A 22,002-nucleotide genomic window follows, 5' to 3' on the forward strand; every position below is an offset into this window, starting at 1 on the left:
TGCGAAAACGAAGAAACCGTTTATTGCATAAAAGCATGAGCATAACAATCACCTTCGGGGTGATTGTTATGCTTCTTTTATTATCTTCCTGTGGCGGAAAGAAGAAAGCTATGGGTGAGGCCATCACTGAACGTGATTCCCTTCCGATGATGACAACATTGGGAGTCACCACCCTTATCTCCGATTCCGGAGTGACACGCTACAGAGTGAATACGGAAGAATGGTCGGTGTACGACCGTAAGAAACCATCCTATTGGGCCTTTGAGAAAGGCGTATATCTGGAACAGTTCGACTCTATCTTTCATATAGAAGCCAGTATCAAAGCGGATACTGCCTACTATTATGACAAAGAAAGGCTTTGGAAGCTGATAGGGAACGTAGATATACAGAACCGGAAAGGAGAGCGTTTTAATACGGAACTGCTGTACTGGAACGAAGCTACCCAGAAGGTGTATTCTGACAAGTTTATACGTATTCAACAACCGGACAGAATTATTACAGGGCATGGATTCGACTCGAACCAGCAAATGACCATATATACCATCCATAATATCGAAGGCATTTTCTATGTGGATGAGGAAGCGGGTGGTCCGCCCCAACCGGAAACAAAAGCACTGCCGGATTCAGTGAAAAAAGATTCAGCGAAATAGGCGAAGTACTATCAATCGTACATCGTAAATCGTCTAATCGTAAATCAGAACTTATGAATATTTATATCTCTCTAATTATCACCATGGTCTTCTCCGCCTTCTTTTCAGGAATGGAGATCGCCTTTGTGTCGGTAGACAAACTGCGTTTTGAGATGGAACGTAAGGGGGGAATTACGTCCCGCATCCTCTCCATCTTCTTCAAGAACCCGAATGAATTTATCTCTACCATGTTGGTGGGGAATAACATCGCCCTGGTCATCTATGGTATCCTGATGGCACAGATTATCGGTGATAATTTGCTGGCAGGATTCATTGACAATCATTTTCTGATGGTGCTGGCGCAGACTATAATTTCTACCCTTATCATTCTGGTGACCGGAGAGTTTCTGCCGAAAACAATTTTCAAAATCAATCCCAATCTAGTATTGAATATTTTTGCCATTCCACTTATTGTTTGTTATGTCATTCTATATCCTATTTCCAAACTGGCTTCCGGTTTGTCCTGCTTATTTCTTCGTGTCTTTGGAATGAAGGTCAACAAGGATGCGTCCGATAGAGCGTTTGGGAAAGTAGACTTGGATTACTTCGTGCAAAGCAGTATTGATAATGCCGAGAATGAGGAAGAACTGGATACGGAAGTGAAAATCTTCCAGAACGCTTTGGATTTCTCGAACATAAAAATCCGTGACTGTATCGTTCCCCGTACTGAAGTGGTGGCCGTTGATCTGACAACTTCACTGGACGAGTTGAAAAGCCGCTTCATCGAATCCGGAATCTCCAAGATCATTGTGTATGATGGAAATATCGATAATGTAGTGGGTTATATCCATTCGTCAGAAATGTTTCGTGCTCCGAAAAACTGGCATGAGAATGTGAAGCAAGTGCCGATTGTACCCGAAACCATGTCCGCCCATAAATTGATGAAACTCTTCATGCAGCAAAAGAAAACGATTGCCGTAGTGGTGGATGAATTTGGCGGAACATCCGGCATCGTATCTCTGGAAGACCTCGTGGAAGAAATCTTTGGAGATATAGAGGATGAGCACGATAATACTTCCTACATCAGCAAGCAGATCGACGAACGCGAGTATGTGTTGTCCGCCCGCTTGGAGATAGAAAAAGTCAATGAGACGTTCGGACTTGATTTGCCCGAATCGGACGATTATCTGACGGTAGGAGGGCTGATTCTGAACCAATATCAGAGCTTCCCGAAGCTGCATGAAGTGGTGCGGGTAGGACGTTATCAATTCAAGATAATTAAGGTCACAGCGACAAAAATAGAACTCGTGCGATTAAAAGTCTTGGAATAATGACGATAATCAAGAAATTTTTAGCCAATAAATAGATGCATATTAGCATTTTTTGTATCTTCGTGCGCTAAAACGACAAAAGAAAGAAATAATAATAAACATAAATCGTATTAATCAAAATGGCAACGTTACAAAACATTAGGTCGAAAGGACCTCTATTGGTGATTGTTATTGGCTTGGCGCTGTTTGCTTTCATTGCGGGTGACGCATGGAAGGTGATGCAGCCGCATCAGGCACATGACGTAGGTGAGGTGAACGGAGACGCTCTTTCCGCTCAAGAGTATCAGAATTTGGTAGAAGAATATACCGAAGTGGTGAAACTCATGCGTGGGGTGACCGCCTTGAATGACGAACAAACCAATCAGGTGCGCGATGAAGTATGGCGTTCCTACGTAAACAATAAACTGGTTGAAAAAGAAGCAAAAGCACTGGGACTGACTGTTTCTGCTGCTGAAATTCAGGACATCCTGAAAGCTGGCGTTCATCCTTTGTTGAGACAAACTCCTTTCCAGAATCCGCAAACAGGCAACTTCGACAAGGATATGTTGAACAAGTTCCTCGTGGAATATGCCAAGATGAGCGAGTCACAGATGCCGGCACAGTATGCTGAACAATACAACAATATGTATAAATACTGGTCGTTCATCCAGAAAACGTTGATTCAGAGCCGTCTGGCTGAAAAATACCAGGCATTGGTTTCTAAAGCTCTTCTTTCTAATCCGGTGGAAGCACAGGATGCTTTCGACGCAAGAGTAAACCAGTACAATGTGTTGATGGCTGGTATTCCTTACTCTTCTGTGGTAGATTCTACAATTGTAGTGAAAGAATCGGAACTGAAAGATTTGTATAACAAGAAGAAAGAACAATTCAAGCAATATCAGGAAACTCGTGACGTCAAATATATTGATGTACAGGTAACTGCAAGTGCTGAAGACAGAGCAGCTATCCAGAAAGAAGTAGACGAAGCTACTGCACAGTTGGCTACCACTACGGATGATTATACTTCTTTTATCCGTTCGGTTGGCTCGGAAGCTCCTTATGTAGACTTGTTCTATAACAAGACAGCTTTCCCGTCAGATGTAGTTGCACGTTTGGACTCTGCTTCTGTTGGTGCTATTTATGGTCCTTATTATAATGGAGCCGACAATACAATCAACTCTTTCAAAGTAGTTGCTAAGGCTGCTGCTGCCGACTCTGTGGAATTCCGCCAGATTCAGGTATACGCAGAAGATGCAGTGAAGACAAAGACATTGGCTGACAGTATCTATAACGCTATTAAAGGCGGTGCTAACTTTGCAGATGTTGCAAAGAAATATGGCCAGACTGGTGATGCTAACTGGATCACTTCTGCACAGTATGAAGGTGCACAGCTAGATGGTGACAACCTAAAATTCATCTCTGCTATCAACAATGCAGGTGTGAACGAACTGGTGAACTTGCCGATGGGACAAGCAAATGTAATCCTTCAGGTGACTAACAAGAAATCTGTGAAAGATAAATATAAAGTAGCTGTTATCAAGCGTGAAGTAGAGTTCAGCAAAGAAACTTACAACCGTGCTTATAATGATTTCAGCCAGTTTATCGCTGCTAACCCTAGTGTAGAAAAGATGGTGGCTAACGCTGAAGAAGCTGGTTACAGATTGCTCGATAGAATGGATTTGAGCAGCTCAGAACATAACATCGGTGGCGTGAGAGGTACAAAAGAGGCTTTGAGATGGACATTTGATAAAGCGAAACCGGGTGATGTTTCCGGCTTGTACGAATGTGGCGAAAGCGATCACCTGATGGTGGTAGGTCTGGTAAGCATTAAACCGGAAGGATACCGTCCGTTAAAAGCTGTACAGGATCAGTTGAGAGCTGAAATCGTGAAAGACAAGAAAGCTGAAAAGATCATGGCTGACATGAAAGCTGCCAATGCAACTTCATTCAACCAGTACAAAGATATGGCTAATGCAGTCAGCGACTCTTTGAAGATGGTTACTTTTGCAGCCCCTGCTTATGTGTCAGCATTGCGCAGCAGCGAGCCGCTGGTAGGTGCTTATGCTTCTGTTGCTCCGGAAAATCAGTTGAGTGCTCCTATTAAAGGTAACGCCGGAGTATTTGTATTGCAAGTATACGGTAAAGACAAGTTGAACGAAACATTCGACGCAAAAGCTGAAGAAGCTACGCTGACTAACATGCACGCACGTTTTGCCAGCCGTCTGATGAACGACTTGTATCTGAAAGCAAACGTAAAAGATACACGCTTCCTGTTCTTCTAAAGAAGTAATAGGAATAGATATTCAGGCACGGATTACACGGATTTACACGGTTTTAACTTATGAGAGAACCGCGAAATCTGTGTAATCCGTGCCTTTTTTATTCTCATTTTCGTTTACGATCTTTGTTATCTGATAAATTTTCCATACCTTGCCAATCTTTAATTGGCTTTGTGAAATACTTCATTAACTAATATGAATCTATATTATGACCAAACAACTAGCCCAGTATTCAGTTCCCACTGAAAATTCACGTATCATTCGTGTATTCCTTTCGTCAACGTTCAGAGACATGGAGATGGAACGCTCTGCATTAGTCAAACTTTTTAAGGGCTTGCAAGTGAAGGCTGCCAGTCGTGGTGTTACCATTTCATTGGTCGACCTGCGTTGGGGCATCACGGAAGAAGATGCAAAAAGTGGCAAGGTGGTCGAAATCTGTTTGAAAGAAATAGTGCATTCCCGGCCTTTCTTCATTGGCATGGTAGGTGAACGCTATGGATGGTGTCCCAGTTATGAAGATTTATCGCAGACTTTCAGTGATAGCCTGGAATATAGTTGGGTGGAAGATGATTTGAATAACCACTTGAGTGTGACAGAGATGGAAATGCAGTTTGGAGTACTGCGCAATCCCGATCCGTTGCATGCCTATTTTTATATCAAACAGTCTGCTACTGATCCCTCTTGTCCTAAAGAGGAGTTTCATAAGCTGCAGCATCTTAAAGAGTGTCTTTTGCAGCAGGATCGCTACCCTGTGCAAGAGTATGATTCGCCCGAGCAGCTATGCCAATTTGTAGAATCTGCTTTCACAGAACTGCTCGAACAAGAGTTTCCTAGTGTATTGACTGTGGAAGATAACCAGGCATTGCAAGAACAGTTAACCCGTAATGAACTCTTATTTAATTATCATCCAATACCTGAAGCGGATCAGGCTTTTTCCGATTTCTTAGCTGCGGATGAGCAACGGTGTCTGGTTGTAACGGGTGATCGTGGTCTTGGTAAGAGTGCTCTGCTGGCTCATTGGAGTGATTGGGTGAACAATGATACGCAGATGATTCCCATATATCATCGACTGGACAATACTACGCTGTCTTCTTATCCGGAGACTTTGGTGAGGGCATTAGCTGCCAAATGTCAGAATGCACTCAAATGTCAGACTTTAGGTGAAGAAGATTTGTTTACCGCTGAAGTTTCAAAGGAATCAGATTCAACTCAAGGTACAGCCAGATCGATTCTGGATATTGTGAGAGAATCAATGGTGTTTGGGAATAATGTATTGGACGGTTTTTCAGAAAACACACTTCGAAACATTAAAGAAATTGAGGAAGATTTGAATTCTATTCAAAAGTTCAGTCAGTTATGGGCTGCGCTGGGGAGATCAAAATATGCTATCATTTTATTGATTGATGATATCAGTTATCTAAATTCAACGGAAGTATCTCTGTTTTCTTTATTCGGATCTATACCGTCCAATGTGAAGGTCGTGTTAAGTTTTGCTGCATCATCTACTGCATATCTGCCTTTTGTCCGGAACGGGTACGTTCATTACCGGTTGAATGGCTTTTCGCAGGCTGATGCAAAGTCGTTTTCAAAACAATATTTGTCTACTTATTCTAAAGCTCTGTCTGCACAGCAAGAAGATATTCTTAGCTCATGGGGGCTGGCTAAACAACCGCGCTGCTTAAATGTATTGCTCAATGAATTAGTTTCGTTTGGTCAATATGATACTCTTAGTGAATATATGAGTGGATATTGTCAGATAAACGAGATTGCCCAATTCTACGACAGTGTGCTCCGGCGTTTGTCGTCTGATTATGGTTTCGATAGGATTGGAAGAGCGCTTTTAATGCTTTCACTTACTTTAGAAGGATTTACCGAAGATGAGGTAAAGAGTATGACAGGTATTAATCAGCTGCTTTGGTCGCAGTTGAGAGTGGAAATGAGTAGTTGGCTCACCAACAAGGGGGGGCGATATTGCATTTGTGATACACAAATGATAGAGGCGATTGAACGGTGTTTTGCTCAAGATGACGTGTCTATAGACGAGTGTCGCAAGGAAATAATTGTTGCTCTTCTGGATGATAGCGATACTCTTTCGCATCCTTTGACTTTTGCTGATTATAACTATCGCATGAAGCAGTTTTGTTACCATGATTCTTATCGCTATCAAGTGGAAATTACTTATCAAAGTTATAAGATGCAACATTGGGACTTTTTAAGAGATTGGATTTGTGATGCGGAAACCTTCGAAATCCTGTATCGCACTAATTATTCTCTATTAGAAGATTGTTGGAAGGCGATAATGAACGATAACCCTTCGCTTACGCCTGCAGCCTATGCTGAATTGGACTTTGGTCAGATTGACTCTTTTTTGATTCCTGTCATTGCTAATGACATGGCTACTTTCTTAAGCAGCTCTTTCCATCTGACGAAGGCGGCAATGGAGGTGAGCGAGAAAAGTATGGAAGGAGAAGCGATACCGTTAATTGCCAAGTCGGTATTAAAGATGAATGAAGGATGCCGGTACGCCCGCAATGAAGAATACGAAACGGCATGCGACTGTTTCTTGAAAGCATTGGTGATGCAGGAAAGTATTGTACCAACTCCGGAATTGGAGATTGCCAATACCTGTCGGAATCTGGCTCTGGCATATTACTACAATGAGCAATACAATGAGGCTGCGATTTATTTGAATAGGGCGCTTAATTATCATGCGGCTTCTACTGACGAGAAGAGTCAGGCAGAAGTTATTGAACTTTCCGAATTTTTGGCTTATTGTGATTATTATAGGGATGAGGAAGAGAGTGCCGCCAAGAAATTCCGGAAAGTGGCTGAAATGCACGAATCTTTGAATGGCAGACTGTCGAGTGGAGTGGCTAAATGTTTGCGTATGCAGGGAAAATGTCTTTATTATATTAAGCGATATGATGAAGCGTGGAGTTTGGTGAATGAGGCGTTGGGTATTGCTATACAGATAGATAATAGGAAACAGATCGTGGCTTGTCACAAAGAGTTGTATCATTTGTGCAAAGAGTTTAAACGGGTGATGAAGGAGCGTGGAGATGAACAAAGTTCTACTTTATTTTTTCGTGAGTCTCTTCTGCATGAAAAGTTTTTCAGTGAAAAGCCGCGTCTGGCTGAATTAACTGTCCGTTACGAGGCATTGAGATGTGATATTATGCGACAATATTACGAGAATAAGGAGTATGGGAACGTAATTCGTATTGCAACGACTTTAGATATTCACGAGGATATTGATCCTGATGTTTCTAGTGAGGTCTGTTACTACGAAGCGCAAGCTTATGCAAAGATGGAAAATTATCCAATGGCGAAAGATGCTTTCTTAAAAGAGTTTGAACTACGGAAGAAGTACTTGGGATGGGAGGATGATCATACGATTCTGGCTTGTCAAAATCTAGGGGTTTTACACAGTTTTTGTAATGAACGGGAAGATGCGTTGGCCTGTTTTCGTGAGGCGTACGATCATGAAGTGAAAAGGAATGGTAGTGACTCGGAAATGGCGAAAAAGCTGCTTCAATATATAGATGTGGTTCGTTCATAACTTGGGACTACTTCCCTTTTTTGTTAACTTTTGCATTCTCGCTATATAGAAATCGACTTTATTTCCTTACATTTGCAAATATAAACCATCAACAGAAAGAAGAATGTCTAAATATCCCCTTTTAGGAATGACTCTTGTAGAGCTTCAATCATTGACAAAAAGACTGGGTATGCCCGGCTTTGCTGCCAAACAGATTGCATCATGGCTTTACGAAAAGAAGGTAGCCTCGATTGATGAAATGACTAATTTGTCGTTGAAACACCGGGAGTTGCTCAAGCAGAACTATGAGGTGGGAGCAGTTGCTCCGGTAGATGAAATGCGCTCTGTAGATGGTACGGTGAAGTATCTTTATAAAGTTGGTGAGAATCATTTTGTTGAGTCGGTTTATATTCCGGATGACGACCGGGCAACGTTGTGTGTGTCTTCACAAGTAGGTTGCAAGATGAACTGTAAGTTCTGCATGACGGGTAAACAAGGCTATACCGCCAACCTGACCGCCAGTCAGATCATCAACCAGATTCATTCGTTGCCGGAACGCGACAAACTGACCAATGTCGTGATGATGGGAATGGGCGAACCGCTTGATAATTTGGATGAGGTGCTGAAAGCATTGGAACTACTGACCGCTACCTATGGCTATGCTTGGAGCCCGAAGCGTATCACACTTTCTACAGTCGGACTACGGAAAGGATTGCAGCGTTTTATCGAAGAAAACGATTGCCATCTCGCCATCAGTCTTCACTCTCCATTGACAGCTCAACGCTCCGAATTGATGCCGGCAGAAAGGGCATATTCGATCACCGAGATGGTGGAACTGTTAAAAAACTATGATTTTAGCAAACAACGTCGACTTTCATTTGAATATATTGTTTTTAAAGGGCTTAATGATTCGCAGGTCTATGCCAAAGAGCTACTGAAGCTTCTTCGCGGACTGGATTGCAGGGTGAATCTGATTCGTTTTCATGCCATACCGGGAGTAGACCTCGAAGGAGCGGACATGGAAACGATGACCCGTTTTCGTGATTATCTGACGTCACACGGGCTTTTCACCACCATCCGTTCTTCAAGAGGAGAAGATATTTTTGCAGCTTGTGGTATGTTGTCGACAGCGAAACAGGAAGAAAATAATGAGAGTTAATATATAAAACCGAACATCATGAAAAAGTACTTTTTTTATTTAAGCATCGCTTTGGTAGCCTTTGTCGTTGCTTCTTGTGGTCTGAAAGGAAATCACACCTCTAGTGGTCGTGCCTATGAGCTTCTGGTTGTAGTAGATCACGGTGTTTGGGATCGTGCTGCCGGAAGGGCTTTACATGATGCGCTCGATTCCGATATGCCCGGTTTGCCGCAGTCGGAACCTTCTTTCCGGATTATGTATACTTCACCGAAAGACTATGATTCTACATTGAAGCTGATACGTAACATTATTATTGTAGATATACAGGATATATATACGAAAGCATCTTTCAAATATGCGAAAGACGTATATGCCAATCCGCAAATGATATTGACTATCCAGGCTCCGAACGAAGAAGAGTTTGAAAAGTTTGTAGAAGAGAATAAAAAGACGATTGTCGACTTCTTTACCCGTGCGGAAATGAACCGTCAGATTACGTTATTGGAAGAAAAACACAGTAACTTTATCTCCAACAAAGTGGATAGCCTGTTCGGCTGCAATATCTGGTTGCCTTCCGAACTGACCAATTCTAAAACCGGTGAGAACTTTTTCTGGGCTTCTACCAACACAGGTACTGCCGACCGTAATTTTGTGATGTACTCTTATCCTTATACTGACAAGGATACATTTACGAAAGAATATTTTGTGCATAAGCGTGACTCTGTGATGCAAGCCAATATCCCCGGATTCAAAGAAGGCGTTTATATGTCGACTGACAGTTTGCTGACTGACGTTCGTCCCATCAATGTACAGAACAGCTACACGATGGAAGCACGCGGCTTGTGGCGTATGAAGGGTGATTTTATGGGTGGCCCATACGTTTCCCACACTCGCCTGGACGAGAAAAACCAACGAATTATTACAGCAGAAATATTTGTTTATTCACCTGATAAAATGAAACGCAACCTGGTACGCCAGATGGAAGCATCTCTTTATACACTGAAACTTCCGAATGAAGTTCAGCAGAATCAAATTCCATTGGGAGGTGTATCCAAGGAGGCAGCGGAACAAACTAAAAAATAAAAACATGGAAGATAACAAGATAAGAATAGGTATCACCCAGGGAGATATTAACGGGGTGGGCTATGAGGTGATTCTGAAGACATTTTCCGACCCTACAATGTTGGAACTATGTACTCCGATCATTTACGGTTCACCAAAAGTAGCGGCTTATCATCGTAAAGCGTTGGACATACAGACGAATTTCAGTATTGTCAACTCTGCTACCGAAGCGGGATACAACCGCTTGAGTGTGGTGAACTGCACGGATGATGAGGTGAAAGTGGAATTTTCCAAACCCGATCCCGAAGCGGGTAAAGCTGCGTTGGGAGCCTTGGAACGTGCCATTGAAGAATATCGCGAAGGTTTGATCGACGTCATCGTGACAGCTCCGATCAACAAACATACGATTCAGTCGGAAGAATTTTCATTCCCCGGACATACGGAATATATCGAAGAACGTCTGGGTAACGGTAATAAATCATTGATGATTTTGATGAAGAATGACTTCCGGGTAGCTTTGGTTACGACGCATATTCCTGTCAGAGAGATTGCCACTACGATTACCAAGGAACTGATTCAGGAGAAGCTGATGATATTCCATCGTTGCTTGAAACAGGATTTCGGCATTGGTGCTCCGCGTATCGCGGTACTCTCTCTCAACCCTCACGCCGGAGATGGTGGTTTGTTGGGAATGGAAGAACAGGAAGTGATTATTCCTGCCATGAAAGAAATGGAAGAGAAAGGAATCCTTAGTTACGGTCCTTATGCGGCCGATGGCTTTATGGGTTCAGGCAATTATACTCATTTTGACGGTATCCTGGCAATGTATCACGATCAGGGGCTGGCTCCGTTCAAAGCATTGGCTATGGAAGACGGAGTGAACTATACGGCAGGTCTGCCGGTGGTACGTACTTCTCCGGTTCATGGTACTGCTTATGATATTGCAGGCAAGGGAGTGGCTTGTGAAGATTCTTTCCGTCAGGCAATTTATGTTGCTATCGACGTGTTCCGTAATCGTCAGCGGGAAAAGGTGGCTCGTGCCAATCCGTTGCGTAAACAGTATTACGAGAAACGTGATGATAGTGATAAACTGAAACTGGATACAGTAGACGAAGAATAAGTATTAAGTATAAAGTATTAAGTATTATCACAGTCGATCATTTGCAAGGTTAATACTTAATACTTTATACTTAATACTTTATACTGGCTTAATACTTAAAATAGATGACAAAAGCAGAGATACAACAAGTGAAACAACGTTTCGGTATTATAGGTAATACCGAAGCATTGTTGCGCGCCATAGATGTTGCCATTCAGGTAGCTCCTACCGATTTGTCTGTGCTGATTACCGGAGAAAGTGGAGTCGGAAAAGAAAGTTTTCCGCAGATTATTCATCAATATAGCCGGAGGAAGCACGGGCAGTATATTGCTGTCAACTGTGGTGCTATTCCGGAAGGTACGATTGATTCCGAACTGTTCGGGCATGAGAAGGGTGCGTTTACCGGTGCGATTGGCGAACGGAAAGGGTACTTTGGCGAAGCCGATGGTGGTACTATTTTCCTTGACGAAGTAGGGGAGTTGCCGATGCCTACCCAGGCACGTTTGCTTCGTGTGTTGGAGAGTGGCGAGTTTATAAAAGTAGGTTCGTCCAAAGTACAAAAGACGGATGTACGTATTGTTGCAGCTACCAATGTCAATCTTACACAAGCGATTGCCGAAGGACGTTTCCGTGAAGATTTATATTACCGGTTGAATACGGTACCTATCCAGATTCCCCCTTTGCGTGAACGTGGGGACGATGTGCTCCTGTTGTTCCGTAAGTTTTCCGCAGACTTTGCAGAGAAATACCGGATGCCCGCTATTCAGCTGACGGAGGATGCCAAGAAAGAATTGCTGGCTTATCCGTGGCCCGGTAACGTGCGCCAGCTGAAGAACATCACCGAGCAAATATCCATCATTGAAACAAACAGGGAGATCACTGCCGCCATCTTGCAGAATTATCTTCCCGCACAAAATATACAACGTCTTCCCGCACTGATGGGAACACGCGAAAGTAAAGGCTTTGAAAGTGAACGGGAGATTCTTTATTCCGTTCTGTTCGATATGCGCCAGGAGGTAGCGGAGTTGAAGAAGATGGTACACAACCTGATGGCTGAACGTGCCGGACAGGTGGGGCAGGTAGGACAAGTGGGAACGGTGGTTACTACCCCGGTGGTGACGACACACCAGCCTTCGGTACCTGCTATCATTCATACCATGCAGCCTGCGGTTTGTAAGGATGATGATGACATACAAGACACGGAAGAATATGTAGAAGAACCTCCTTTGTCACTGGACGAAGTGGAAAAAGAAATGATACGCAAAGCACTTGAAAGGCATCATGGAAAGCGGAAAAGTGCGGCTAAGGACTTGAATATTTCCGAGCGTACACTTTATAGAAAAATAAAAGAATATGAATTGGATTAAGAAAATAATACGCCCTTTGGTACTGTTCGTTTTACCGGTGGTAGTCATTGCGTGCACTGTCTCCTATAAGTTTAACGGATCGTCTATCAATTATGATAAGGTAAAGACTATTTCGATAGCAGATTTCCCGATCAAGTCGGAGTATGTGTATGCTCCGTTGGCGACCAAGTTCAATGAAGACCTGAAAGATATCTTCATCCGGCAAACCCGTCTGCAACTGCTCAAGCCGAATCAGAATGCCGACTTGCAGATTGACGGAGAAATCACAGGATACAATCAGTATAACCAGGCAGTATCTGCCGACGGTTACTCTTCGGAAACAAAATTGACTATCACCGTCAATGTACGCTTTGTCAACAATACCAATCATGCCGAAGACTTTGAACAACAGTTTTCTGCTTTCCGTACCTACGACTCTACCCAGTTGCTGACTGCCGTACAGGACGGATTGATTGCTGAAATGTCTAAAGAGATCACCGACCAAATTTTTAATGCAACTGTAGCAAACTGGTAATATAAATGACTTCTGTTAACTTTCAACAATGGATACAGCATCCCGAGATGCTGAATAGGGATACTTTATACGAACTGCGCAATCTTCTTGCGAGATATCCGTATTTTCAGTCGCTCCGTCTGCTGTATTTGAAAAACCTGTATGTTCTCCATGATATTAGTTTTGGTGGGGAACTGCGAAAAGCGGTTCTTTACATCGCAGACAGACGACAGTTGTTCCAGTTGATTGAAGGTGACCGCTATGATGTGCAGGCGCGGAAAAAAGGAGTACCTCTCACGGAGGTACTGAAAGACGAGCCGTCTGTAGACCGCACATTGGCATTGATTGACGCTTTCTTGTCCACAGTCCCCGAAGAAGTAGCGGCCCAGACCGGCTTCGACTATTCGATGGATTATACTTCCTATCTTTTGGAGGAGACTCCGGCTACGGAACAGCCATCGGAAGAAACGCCCAAACTCAAAGGATACGAACTGATTGACGATTTTATAGAAAAGAGTGAGAGTGACTCCCCCCTCTGCATGAAGCCGTTAAGAGAAGAAGCGGTATTTTCCGCAGCTGCTTCGGACGAGGTATGCGAAGAAGAAACGATGGAGGAAGAAGAGGAAGACGACAGCTGTTTCACGGAAACTTTAGCAAAAATCTATGTTAAACAGCAACGATATTCAAAAGCTCTTGAAATAATTAAAAAATTAAGCTTGAAATATCCAAAAAAAAATGCTTACTTTGCAGACCAAATCAGATTTTTGGAGAAATTGATTATTAACGCTAATTCAAAATAACTAAAAATGTACTTATTATTCGTTATCTTAATGGTTATTGCAGCCTTGTTGATGTGTTTCATCGTGCTGATTCAGAACTCAAAAGGAGGCGGACTTGCTTCTGGTTTCTCTTCATCTAACGCCATCATGGGCGTGCGCAAGACTACAGACTTTCTGGAAAAAGCAACATGGGGCCTGGCCATCTTTATGGTTGTAATGAGCATTGCTACTGCTTATGTAGTTCCTCGTTCTGCAGTTGCTAAAGACGCAGTGTTGGAACAGGCACAGAAAGAACAACAGACTAACCCGTATAACTTACCCGCAGGTACGGCTGCACCGCAAACTGATGCTCCTGCTACCAATGCACCTGCAACGGAAACTCCGGCACCGGCTGAAACTCCTGCTCCTAAAGCAGAGTAATTTGCTCCGCCGTCAGGTAGGCTTTGGGATAAAACCATTTAAGGGAAGGTGCAGACGGATGCTGCATTTCTTTGATATTTAAGTGCGGATTACGCAGATTACACGGATTTTCAATGTTCCGAGTGGTCAGTGTAATCCGCACTTAACTTTTTCTTGTAAAAACAATCTCTTTGTGATAGAAACAAACGAGATTTAACTACCTTTGTGGGCTGTATAAGATTATTAACTACTTTTTGAATATAACAATGACAGAACATTTGAAACAGAAATTGAATGACTCCGCCGTACTCCGATGGAGTGTTCTAGCATTGGTCGCATTTACTATGCTATGCGGCTATTTCCTCACCGACGTAATGTCTCCTCTAAAACCCATGCTTGAGAAAGAACTACTATGGGATAGTCTTGATTATGGATTCTTCACAAGCGCTTACGGTTGGTTTAACGTATTCTTGTTGATGCTGATCTTCGGTGGTATCATTTTGGATAAGATGGGAGTTCGTTTCACCGGAATGGGAGCTTGTTTATTGATGGTGTTTGGTTGTGGATTGAAATACTATGCGATTTCTACTACTTTTCCGGAAGGTGCCATGCTCTTCGGATTCAAAACACAGGTGACTTTGGCTGCATTGGGATATGCTATTTTTGGTGTAGGTGTGGAGATTGCCGGTATCACTGTTTCCAAGATTATAGTGAAATGGTTCAAGGGCAAGGAAATGGCATTGGCTATGGGACTTGAAATGGCTACGGCACGTATCGGAACAACTCTGGCGATGGTGTTGACAGTTCCTTTGGCAGACTTCTTCGGATATACGGACGAGAGTGGTGCATTCCATACCAATATTCCTGCTCCTATTCTGTTTTGTCTGATTATGTTGTGTGTAGGTACCATCGCTTTCTTCCTTTATACTTTCTACGATAAGAAATTGGATGCTTCTTTGGATGCAGAAGGCTTGGAACCGGAAGAGCCGTTCCGCATGAAAGACATTGTGTATATCATCACAAATAAAGGATTCTGGTTGATTGCATTACTGTGTGTATTGTTCTACTCGGCCGTGTTCCCCTTTATCAAATATGCTGCCGACTTGATGGTGCAGAAATATAATGTGGATCCGAAACTGGCGGGAACGATTCCCGGATTATTGCCGATTGGTGCTATTATCCTGACTCCGTTGTTCGGTTCGTTATATGACCGTATCGGTAAGGGAGCCACATTGATGGTGATCGGATCATTGATGTTGATTTTTGTACATACCATGTTTGCCCTGCCTATATTGAATATATGGTGGTTTGCTACTATTATAATGATTATATTGGGATTTGCTTTCTCACTGGTGCCTTCGGCTATGTGGCCTTCTGTTCCGAAGATTATTCCGGAAAAACAGTTGGGTACTGCTTACGCTTTGATTTTCTGGGTACAGAACTGGGGATTGATGGGTGTTCCTTTGTTAATCGGATGGGTATTGAATACTTATTGTAAAGGTCCGGTGGTAGACGGTGCACAGACTTATGATTACACATTGCCGATGACTATTTTTGCTCTCTTTGGTGTACTTGCTCTGGTTGTTGCTTTGATGTTGAAAGCAGAGAACAAGAAGAAAGGATACGGTTTGGAAGAGGCAAATATCCAGAAGTAACAGTTGCTACAATTTGAAGTAACTGTTGTGATTCAAAGTAACGCTATAAATCCGAAAGTATAAGGTTCGGAAATAAAAGAGAATCAGTATTAATGCTTTGAAATAAGAAATAAGAACTATGGCTGCCAAAGAGAAAACCAACCTGTTAGAGGTTATTCCCTGTCGCAGTGAACATATTACAGCAGAAAGGGAAGGGGAGACGATTGTGCTCTCCTTTCCCCGTTTTAAATATCCGTGGATGCAACGCTTCCTTGTACCGGCAGGAATGTCGAAAGAACTTCATGTACGATTGGAAGAACACGGTACGGCTGTATGGGAACTGATAGATGGAAAACGTACTGTTCGTGAGATCATAGAAGAACTCGCAGAGCATTTTCAAAATGAAGCGGGATACGAGTCTCGTGTATCGGCTTATCTTTCTCAAATGCAGAAAGATGGATTTATAAAACTTTTCTTAATTAGATGATAGGTGATAGATAGTTGATAAATGATAGTTGATAGATGATAAATGATAGTTACTATGTGGCATAATAGCTGGTTATATGCGTAGTACAGCCCTCCTAAGGAGGTTTATTAAATATCTCGTTTAAAGACATGAAAAAAGTCAACTGATTCATTACGAATTAGTTGCCTTTTTAATATTTTGAGAATATCTTTAGTTACTTATATTTCTTATTTACTAAATATCCCTTATCATTTAGGAAACATCTCCCATCTATCATTTATCACCTATCATCTATCATCTATCATCATAAATTATCTAATTAAGGAAGATTGCCCAGAATATGACAGCAGTTGCTATGAGGGCTCCCATGATAATAAGCGTCCCCCAAACGAAATAATTACTGTCCTTTTCTTTCTTTTTCTCCGAGTCGTGGATGATACGTCCCATTTCCTCGGGAGTGGTGTTGGGCAGTGGATAAGGCTCGTTGGTGCGGTTTAAGTGCTTCAGTTTGTTGTTGGCACGTTCACGGCGTAGACGGGAAGCCTCCCGTCCTTCGCTAAGCCGGCGTATCATGTCGAGCATATGTCCTTCACCACCCATATTCTTTGTCTTTTAGAATTTTACTATTTACCTTCTTCTCTATCCACTTTTAACAATCCTCCCGTATTCGGATCAAAATAAACTTTGATTGTAGAATTCTTATTGAATAAGACAGGAGCCAGATATTCTATCACACCGAATTGAGTTATAGGAAGTTCGCCTTCGTAAAGTTTCTTTTTACCGTCGGTCAATGTAATCATTGCTTGTCCGGGCACGTTGTAGGCGATTCCATCCAAATCTTTCTTCTTTTTACCGTCTTCCTGTGGGATCTTGACAGATTTCAGGTCTTTCAAGCTGATATAAAACGGAGTTCCTGCCAGGTCATTATTAGCAACTACGCCTAGCTTCTTGGAGAAGCGGAAAGCAACTTCGTTGTTGAATTCCTTGTCCGGAGTAAGACGGACGGTGAATGTCTTCTCTTCCTTATCACGAGTGCCGGAGAACATTTGAGTCATGGCTTCTTCCTGTGCATTCAGATTATCGAGCATAATTTTAAGCTGTGCTCCGTCTGAAGGCATATTGTCAGCTTGTCCGCGCAATAAGGCATTCTTGCTTTCGCGGATGTTATAGATTTCTTTAGCTACCAGTTCAGCCATCTTCGCGGTAGAGCTGGCCATCAGGATTTCTTCGGTCAGGAATTCGCGGGGATTCGCTATTTTTGAGAGGACAGTGGGAGCAGGAGCTGTTTTCTTGTCTGAACTGCTTTTGCTGTAAGGCACATTGATGGTTTTCACGATGCCGTCCTCTGTCAGTTCCATAAGCGGTGCTACTGTTTTATCCTTCAATTTTACGAAGTAAGTAGTTTCGCTGTTGGGTACTCCTACGGATTTCACTTTCACACTAGCCAGTTCCCAATACTCTTCGGGTTCGGTGGAGACGTTGGCCAATCGCAAGTAACGATCAGCGTATTTGCTGAATTCTCCTGGAGTATAGTTGACTTTGTTGGCTTTTATTTCAAGCTCTATTTGGGTTTTGGGAAGGCTGTAGACTACTCCGTAATCTTTTCCCCGGGTAACTCCCGTCAGTACTTCGGTTTGTGCATAGGCGGACGTTGCCATCAGTAGTCCCGCTGCTATAATCAACTTTTTCATATTCGGTTCTTTTTAACTGGTTTTGAAAACAAAGTTAATGAAGTTATTGAAAAAACTGTAAGTTCTTAACTTTTATTCGCTTACAAGTCGCCATGCTGTCGGCAGACAGGTGATAATATCGCTTGCGATCATTCCGATCATTCCCTGCTTCTTTTGAGCGACATCGCCCGCCAATCCGTGAATGTAAGTGCCGATTTTAGCGGCTTCTTCGGTTGGATAACCTTGGGCGAGCAGTGCCAGGATTACTCCGGTCAATACGTCACCACTACCTCCGGTTGCCATTCCTGGATTCCCGGTCGGATTGAAGAAACATTTGCCTTCGGGGGTGATGATGGCGGAATAGGCTCCTTTTAAAACAATGTGGACATGAGCGGCATGAGCCAACTCGCAAGCCTTCATCAGACGTTCGTAGGAATCCTGACATTTGCCGGTCAGACGTTCCAGCTCCTTCGGATGCGGGGTGAGGATGGAGCCTTTCGGCAGATGTGTAAGTGCGTGGCGGTGGTTGGCAAGGATATTAAGTGCATCGGCGTCTACTACAACAGGGGCTTGGCAGTGTTCCAGTTGCTCCAGTAGGGCAGCTTCCGTTTCTTCATTTCGTCCCAGTCCCGGACCGATGCCGACTGCTTGATAATCATCTGTGTCGGTGGGTACGGCAAAACAGGTCTCGTTGGCGTCGGTTTCTACGATTGCTTCAGGTATGGAAGTCTGCAAGATGTCGTTGTTACACATTGGTGCATGAACGGTCAGCAGCCCTACTCCCGAACGGAGGCAGGCACGGGCGGCGAGAGCAGAAGCTCCTGCCATTCCTTTTGAACCGGCTATCAATAGTGCATGACCAAAGTTTCCCTTGTGGGCAAACTGTTTGCGTGGTTTGATGAGTGAACGGATCTCCTCTATTTCCAACATCTCGTAGTTTGTTTCCGTTTCTTCAATGCCGTCCTCGCTCAATTGGATATCCAGTAATTCCCATTCTCCTACAAATTCAGTGTTTTCTGCGAACAAAAAGGCGAGCTTCGGCAGTTGCAGACTGAAAGTAACGTCGGCACGGATAATATTGGTTTTTACGTTGAATGTGTTTTCTTCTCCCATTAATCCCGAAGGAATGTCGATGGCTACTACCATGGCAGGGGAAGAATTAATGTATTTCACTACGGCAGCGAATCCTCCGCTCAATGGTTTGTTCAGGCCGGAACCGAACAATCCATCAATAACCAGATGATCGGGTGTCAGGACAGGAGGGACGAATTGGGTACTAATTTCATGGAATGCCACTTCTTCCATCATTTCTACCAGTTCTTTGTTGGTCTGGCAGTCAGGTGAAAGTTCTCCCTTTGGGTTGAAGAGATATACTTCGAGCTTATACCCTTTTTCAGCCATCATGCGGGCTACGGCAAGGGCGTCTCCGCCATTATTTCCCGGTCCGGCAAAGATGGTGACCGGTGTTTCCGTATTCCATCTGTCTGTGATGGCTTTAGTTAATGCAGTTGCTGCACGTTCCATCAGGTCGATTGATGCAATAGGTTCGTTCTCAATGGTATAAGCGTCCAATTTCTTGATACTGCTGCTTGGAAATATTTTCATTGCGATGTTCTTTTAGTTTTCGGATTACAAATGTACATGATTCTTCTGACTTTTCCCGTTTGTTGTGGGAAGAAAACTTATTAATTATAAGGAGATGAGCTGCAGGGAATAGGGAAGTAAGTTGTCCGTGACCCATAGCAAAGTTCTTTTCTATAGGTTGCAAAGTTTTTGAGTATAGGAAGAAAACTATAATTGCAACTTTTGATTATATAAATGAAGCTTTCATTTATATAAACGCAAGCTTTGTTTTTATAAATGCAAGTTGCATTTATAGATTTTAGTTAGTGAAAGGGAACTTTTCAATGAGTCATTAGTAAGTTTATCATTGATAGAGAGTAACTTTGTTATGAATAGATTGGGAATGATCTGTAAATGTATCGGACATAGTCTGTTTGGTTTGGGGAAAAATCTGCTTTTGAACAATTTAAGTGTTTGATTATTTGCGGTTTCCAATAAAAATACTATCTTTGGGGTAGGTGATGTGTATTGCATCATTTTCCTATGCTCACAATGAATAAGATTATAAATAATAGATTGTTTAATCTTTTAAAGTTTGCATGATGGAAAAGACAAAGATTGGCTTGAATGCCGGGAAAGTATGGCGCATCTTAAATGAAAAAGGTGAACTTTCCATATTCGATTTGTGCCGTGAATTAGGTTTGACGTTCGAAGACGTAGCTCTTGCTATTGGTTGGCTGGCTAGAGAAAGCAAAGTCTTTTTGAGGAAGAGGGAAGGAATGCTTTTTGCCAGTGTCGAAAATGTCGAATTTACTTTTGGCTAAAGTGGTAAGTAACCTGCATGTAAGATGGATCTCCATTTTGTTATTTATACAGCTAAAAAAATAATGAAGTGGACCGGTAGGATTTTTTATGCTCATTTTTATTATTCCCCCTGTATTCCTGTTTGATAAGAACTTTCTTTTTTTAAAGCATTTAATCTATTTTTCGTACCTTTGCACCCCATAAACTACTAAACACATAAATTTATGAGTGCATTGAAAGGGCATCCGAAAGGCCTTTATCTGATTTTCGCGACAAGCACGGCAGAGCGTTTCAGTTACTACGGTATGCGCGCGATCTTTATTCTCTTCCTGACACAGGCATTATTGTTTGACAAAGAAGCGGCAGCATCCATTTATGGTAGCTATACCGGATTAGTCTATTTAACTCCTTTGATTGGCGGATACATTGCTGATAAATATTGGGGAATCCGTCGCTCTGTGTTTTGGGGAGCAGTGATGATGGCAGTCGGACAATTCCTGATGTTCATGAGTGCCTCTACTTTGGATAATACGGAACTTGCTCACTGGATGATGTATGGCGGACTCGGATTCCTGATCTTGGGAAATGGTTGTTTCAAACCTACCGTTTCTTCTCTCGTGGGGCAACTCTACGAACCGGGAGACAGACGGCTGGATGCTGCATATACCATTTTCTATATGGGAGTGAATGTCGGTTCCTTTGCCGCCCCTTTGATTTGTGGTTATCTGGGTGATACCGGTGATCCGCACGACTTTAAATGGGGATTTCTTGCAGCCGGAATCATGACACTGTTCACCGTTGTACTTTTTGAAACTCAAAAGAATAAATATCTTTTCTCTCCCTCCGGAGAACCAATCGGTATTATTCCCGATGCCAAACGTGAAAAGAAAGAGGAGATAGCCGAGCATATCTCACACCCGAAGATGGATAAGCGTACCAAGATACGTAATACCCTTGTAATCACTATTCTTACAGTTGCTTTAATAGCCTTCTTTAATTATGCTTTTGAGGGTGATTGGGTGAGCATCGGTATTTTTACCGCCTGCATTGTTTTCCCTGTCCTCATCCTGCTGGACGGATCATTAACCAAGATCGAACGTAGCCGTATTTTTGTTATCTATATAGTAGCTTTCTTTGTCATTTTCTTCTGGGCGGCTTACGAACAGGCAGGAGCCTCTTTAACCCTTTTTGCCTCCGAACAGACCAACCGCGATATTTTAGGTTGGGAAATGCCGGCTTCGTGGTTTCAATCCTTCAATCCTCTGTTTGTTGTTGTTCTGGCATATATAATGCCGGGTGTGTGGAGCTTCCTTAACAAACGAAAGATGGAACCTGCTTCTCCTACCAAACAAGCGATTGGCTTGCTACTTCTTTCTTTAGGTTATCTTTTCATCTGTTTCGGAGTGAAAGATGCCATCCCCGGAGTGAAGGTAAGTATGATTTGGCTGACAGGACTTTACTTTATTCATACAATGGGTGAAATAGCCTTGTCACCTATCGGACTTTCAATGGTAAATAAGTTGAGTCCGCTACGCTTCGCCTCTTTGATGATGGGAATCTGGTATCTGTCTACTGCCACAGCCAATAAATTTGCAGGCATGTTGAGCGGACTTTATCCGGAAGCCGGAAAAGTGAAATCAATCCTTGGTTATCAGATTGCTACCATGTACGATTTCTTTATGGTATTCGTTGTCATGTCCGGTGTTGCTTCATTGATTCTGTTCCTTCTCTCGAAGAAATTACAGAAGATGATGCACGGGGTAGAATAAAAA

The 22,002-nt window shown here is 42.8% G+C and carries 18 protein-coding genes; 15 read left to right on the forward strand and 3 right to left on the reverse strand.

What is annotated here, in order from left to right:
* Positions 1-35 precede the first annotated feature (35 nt).
* The 13 genes from lptC (at position 36) to CJF29_RS05955 (ending at position 16,214) form a co-directional block, all read left to right on the forward strand.
* Positions 36-650 carry an LPS export ABC transporter periplasmic protein LptC gene (lptC, locus tag CJF29_RS05895; RefSeq protein WP_099146244.1) on the forward strand — a complete coding sequence of 205 codons (615 nt, stop codon included), beginning with the start codon at positions 36-38 and terminating at the stop codon, positions 648-650.
* A 53-nt stretch (positions 651-703) separates the two neighbouring features.
* Positions 704-1,960: a hemolysin family protein gene (locus CJF29_RS05900; RefSeq protein ID WP_099146243.1), complete on the forward strand. Its 1,257-nt coding sequence runs from the start codon at positions 704-706 to the stop codon at positions 1,958-1,960.
* 119 nt (positions 1,961-2,079) lie between these two features.
* Positions 2,080-4,221, forward strand: coding sequence for a peptidylprolyl isomerase (locus CJF29_RS05905; RefSeq protein WP_099146242.1), 2,142 nt, complete (start codon positions 2,080-2,082; stop codon positions 4,219-4,221).
* Positions 4,222-4,426: 205 nt separating this feature from the next.
* Positions 4,427-7,777: a DUF4062 domain-containing protein gene (locus CJF29_RS05910; protein WP_099146241.1), complete on the forward strand. Its 3,351-nt coding sequence runs from the start codon at positions 4,427-4,429 to the stop codon at positions 7,775-7,777.
* A 103-nt stretch (positions 7,778-7,880) separates the two neighbouring features.
* Positions 7,881-8,915, forward strand: coding sequence for a 23S rRNA (adenine(2503)-C(2))-methyltransferase RlmN (gene rlmN / locus CJF29_RS05915; RefSeq protein WP_074557335.1), 1,035 nt, complete (start codon positions 7,881-7,883; stop codon positions 8,913-8,915).
* Positions 8,916-8,933: 18 nt separating this feature from the next.
* The gene (locus CJF29_RS05920; protein WP_074557337.1) at positions 8,934-9,977 is read left to right on the forward strand and encodes a DUF4837 family protein; all 1,044 of its coding nucleotides are present in this window, start codon (positions 8,934-8,936) and stop codon (positions 9,975-9,977) included.
* 4 nt (positions 9,978-9,981) lie between these two features.
* Complete coding sequence (gene pdxA, locus CJF29_RS05925) at positions 9,982-11,076, forward strand: 4-hydroxythreonine-4-phosphate dehydrogenase PdxA (RefSeq protein ID WP_074557339.1); 1,095 nt, start codon at positions 9,982-9,984, stop codon at positions 11,074-11,076.
* A 104-nt stretch (positions 11,077-11,180) separates the two neighbouring features.
* Positions 11,181-12,422 (forward strand): sigma-54 interaction domain-containing protein, encoded by a 1,242-nt coding sequence (locus CJF29_RS05930; protein WP_074557341.1) that lies wholly within the window; start codon positions 11,181-11,183, stop codon positions 12,420-12,422.
* Positions 12,409-12,936, forward strand: coding sequence for an LptE family protein (lptE, locus tag CJF29_RS05935; protein ID WP_074557343.1), 528 nt, complete (start codon positions 12,409-12,411; stop codon positions 12,934-12,936). Before CJF29_RS05930 ends, lptE begins: the two co-directional genes overlap by 14 nt.
* A gap of 5 nt (positions 12,937-12,941) precedes the next feature.
* A complete protein-coding gene (locus CJF29_RS05940; protein WP_074557345.1) occupies positions 12,942-13,715 on the forward strand; it encodes a hypothetical protein in 774 nt (257 codons plus the stop codon).
* Positions 13,716-13,721: 6 nt separating this feature from the next.
* Positions 13,722-14,114, forward strand: coding sequence for a preprotein translocase subunit SecG (secG, locus tag CJF29_RS05945; protein WP_074557347.1), 393 nt, complete (start codon positions 13,722-13,724; stop codon positions 14,112-14,114).
* A 245-nt stretch (positions 14,115-14,359) separates the two neighbouring features.
* Positions 14,360-15,748, forward strand: a complete 1,389-nt coding sequence (locus CJF29_RS05950; RefSeq protein WP_074557349.1) for an MFS transporter — start codon at positions 14,360-14,362, stop codon at positions 15,746-15,748.
* 118 nt (positions 15,749-15,866) lie between these two features.
* Complete coding sequence (locus CJF29_RS05955; RefSeq protein WP_074557351.1) at positions 15,867-16,214, forward strand: PqqD family protein; 348 nt, start codon at positions 15,867-15,869, stop codon at positions 16,212-16,214.
* 294 nt (positions 16,215-16,508) lie between these two features.
* Here the strand turns inward: CJF29_RS05955 and CJF29_RS05960 are convergent, their stop codons facing one another.
* The 3 genes from CJF29_RS05960 to CJF29_RS05970 form a co-directional block, all read right to left on the reverse strand.
* Positions 16,509-16,793, reverse strand: a complete 285-nt coding sequence (locus CJF29_RS05960; RefSeq protein WP_074557353.1) for a hypothetical protein — start codon at positions 16,791-16,793, stop codon at positions 16,509-16,511.
* A gap of 23 nt (positions 16,794-16,816) precedes the next feature.
* Positions 16,817-17,884, reverse strand: coding sequence for a DUF4831 family protein (locus tag CJF29_RS05965; RefSeq protein ID WP_074557355.1), 1,068 nt, complete (start codon positions 17,882-17,884; stop codon positions 16,817-16,819).
* A gap of 72 nt (positions 17,885-17,956) precedes the next feature.
* Positions 17,957-19,468, reverse strand: coding sequence for a bifunctional ADP-dependent NAD(P)H-hydrate dehydratase/NAD(P)H-hydrate epimerase (locus CJF29_RS05970; RefSeq protein ID WP_074557357.1), 1,512 nt, complete (start codon positions 19,466-19,468; stop codon positions 17,957-17,959).
* A gap of 557 nt (positions 19,469-20,025) precedes the next feature.
* Here CJF29_RS05970 and CJF29_RS05975 point away from each other — a divergent pair.
* Both CJF29_RS05975 and CJF29_RS05980 read left to right on the forward strand, forming a co-directional pair.
* Positions 20,026-20,250, forward strand: a complete 225-nt coding sequence (locus tag CJF29_RS05975) for a winged helix-turn-helix domain-containing protein (protein ID WP_099146240.1) — start codon at positions 20,026-20,028, stop codon at positions 20,248-20,250.
* Positions 20,251-20,454: 204 nt separating this feature from the next.
* Positions 20,455-21,999: a peptide MFS transporter gene (locus CJF29_RS05980; protein WP_074557359.1), complete on the forward strand. Its 1,545-nt coding sequence runs from the start codon at positions 20,455-20,457 to the stop codon at positions 21,997-21,999.
* The last annotated feature ends 3 nt before the right edge of the window (positions 22,000-22,002 follow it).

It is taken from the genome of Bacteroides celer (assembly GCF_002632415.2).
In the GTDB taxonomy this organism is placed as follows: Bacteria; Bacteroidota; Bacteroidia; order Bacteroidales; family Bacteroidaceae; genus Bacteroides.

Bases quoted from the DNA above. Each gene is read 5' to 3' on its own strand.
- CJF29_RS05965 (WP_074557355.1), bottom strand. From the start codon at position 17,884: ATGAAAAAGTTGATTATAGCAGCGGGACTACTGATGGCAACGTCCGCC.
- CJF29_RS05930 (WP_074557341.1), top strand. From the start codon at position 11,181: ATGACAAAAGCAGAGATACAACAAGTGAAACAACGTTTCGGTATTATA.
- lptC (WP_099146244.1), top strand. From the start codon at position 36: ATGAGCATAACAATCACCTTCGGGGTGATTGTTATGCTTCTTTTATTA.
- secG (WP_074557347.1), top strand. From the start codon at position 13,722: ATGTACTTATTATTCGTTATCTTAATGGTTATTGCAGCCTTGTTGATG.
- CJF29_RS05900 (WP_099146243.1), top strand. From the start codon at position 704: ATGAATATTTATATCTCTCTAATTATCACCATGGTCTTCTCCGCCTTC.
- CJF29_RS05920 (WP_074557337.1), top strand. From the start codon at position 8,934: ATGAAAAAGTACTTTTTTTATTTAAGCATCGCTTTGGTAGCCTTTGTC.
- pdxA (WP_074557339.1), top strand. From the start codon at position 9,982: ATGGAAGATAACAAGATAAGAATAGGTATCACCCAGGGAGATATTAAC.
- CJF29_RS05975 (WP_099146240.1), top strand. From the start codon at position 20,026: ATGATGGAAAAGACAAAGATTGGCTTGAATGCCGGGAAAGTATGGCGC.
- CJF29_RS05980 (WP_074557359.1), top strand. From the start codon at position 20,455: ATGAGTGCATTGAAAGGGCATCCGAAAGGCCTTTATCTGATTTTCGCG.
- CJF29_RS05910 (WP_099146241.1), top strand. From the start codon at position 4,427: ATGACCAAACAACTAGCCCAGTATTCAGTTCCCACTGAAAATTCACGT.
- CJF29_RS05955 (WP_074557351.1), top strand. From the start codon at position 15,867: ATGGCTGCCAAAGAGAAAACCAACCTGTTAGAGGTTATTCCCTGTCGC.
- rlmN (WP_074557335.1), top strand. From the start codon at position 7,881: ATGTCTAAATATCCCCTTTTAGGAATGACTCTTGTAGAGCTTCAATCA.
- CJF29_RS05940 (WP_074557345.1), top strand. From the start codon at position 12,942: ATGACTTCTGTTAACTTTCAACAATGGATACAGCATCCCGAGATGCTG.
- CJF29_RS05950 (WP_074557349.1), top strand. From the start codon at position 14,360: ATGACAGAACATTTGAAACAGAAATTGAATGACTCCGCCGTACTCCGA.
- CJF29_RS05970 (WP_074557357.1), bottom strand. From the start codon at position 19,468: ATGAAAATATTTCCAAGCAGCAGTATCAAGAAATTGGACGCTTATACC.
- CJF29_RS05905 (WP_099146242.1), top strand. From the start codon at position 2,080: ATGGCAACGTTACAAAACATTAGGTCGAAAGGACCTCTATTGGTGATT.
- lptE (WP_074557343.1), top strand. From the start codon at position 12,409: ATGAATTGGATTAAGAAAATAATACGCCCTTTGGTACTGTTCGTTTTA.
- CJF29_RS05960 (WP_074557353.1), bottom strand. From the start codon at position 16,793: ATGGGTGGTGAAGGACATATGCTCGACATGATACGCCGGCTTAGCGAA.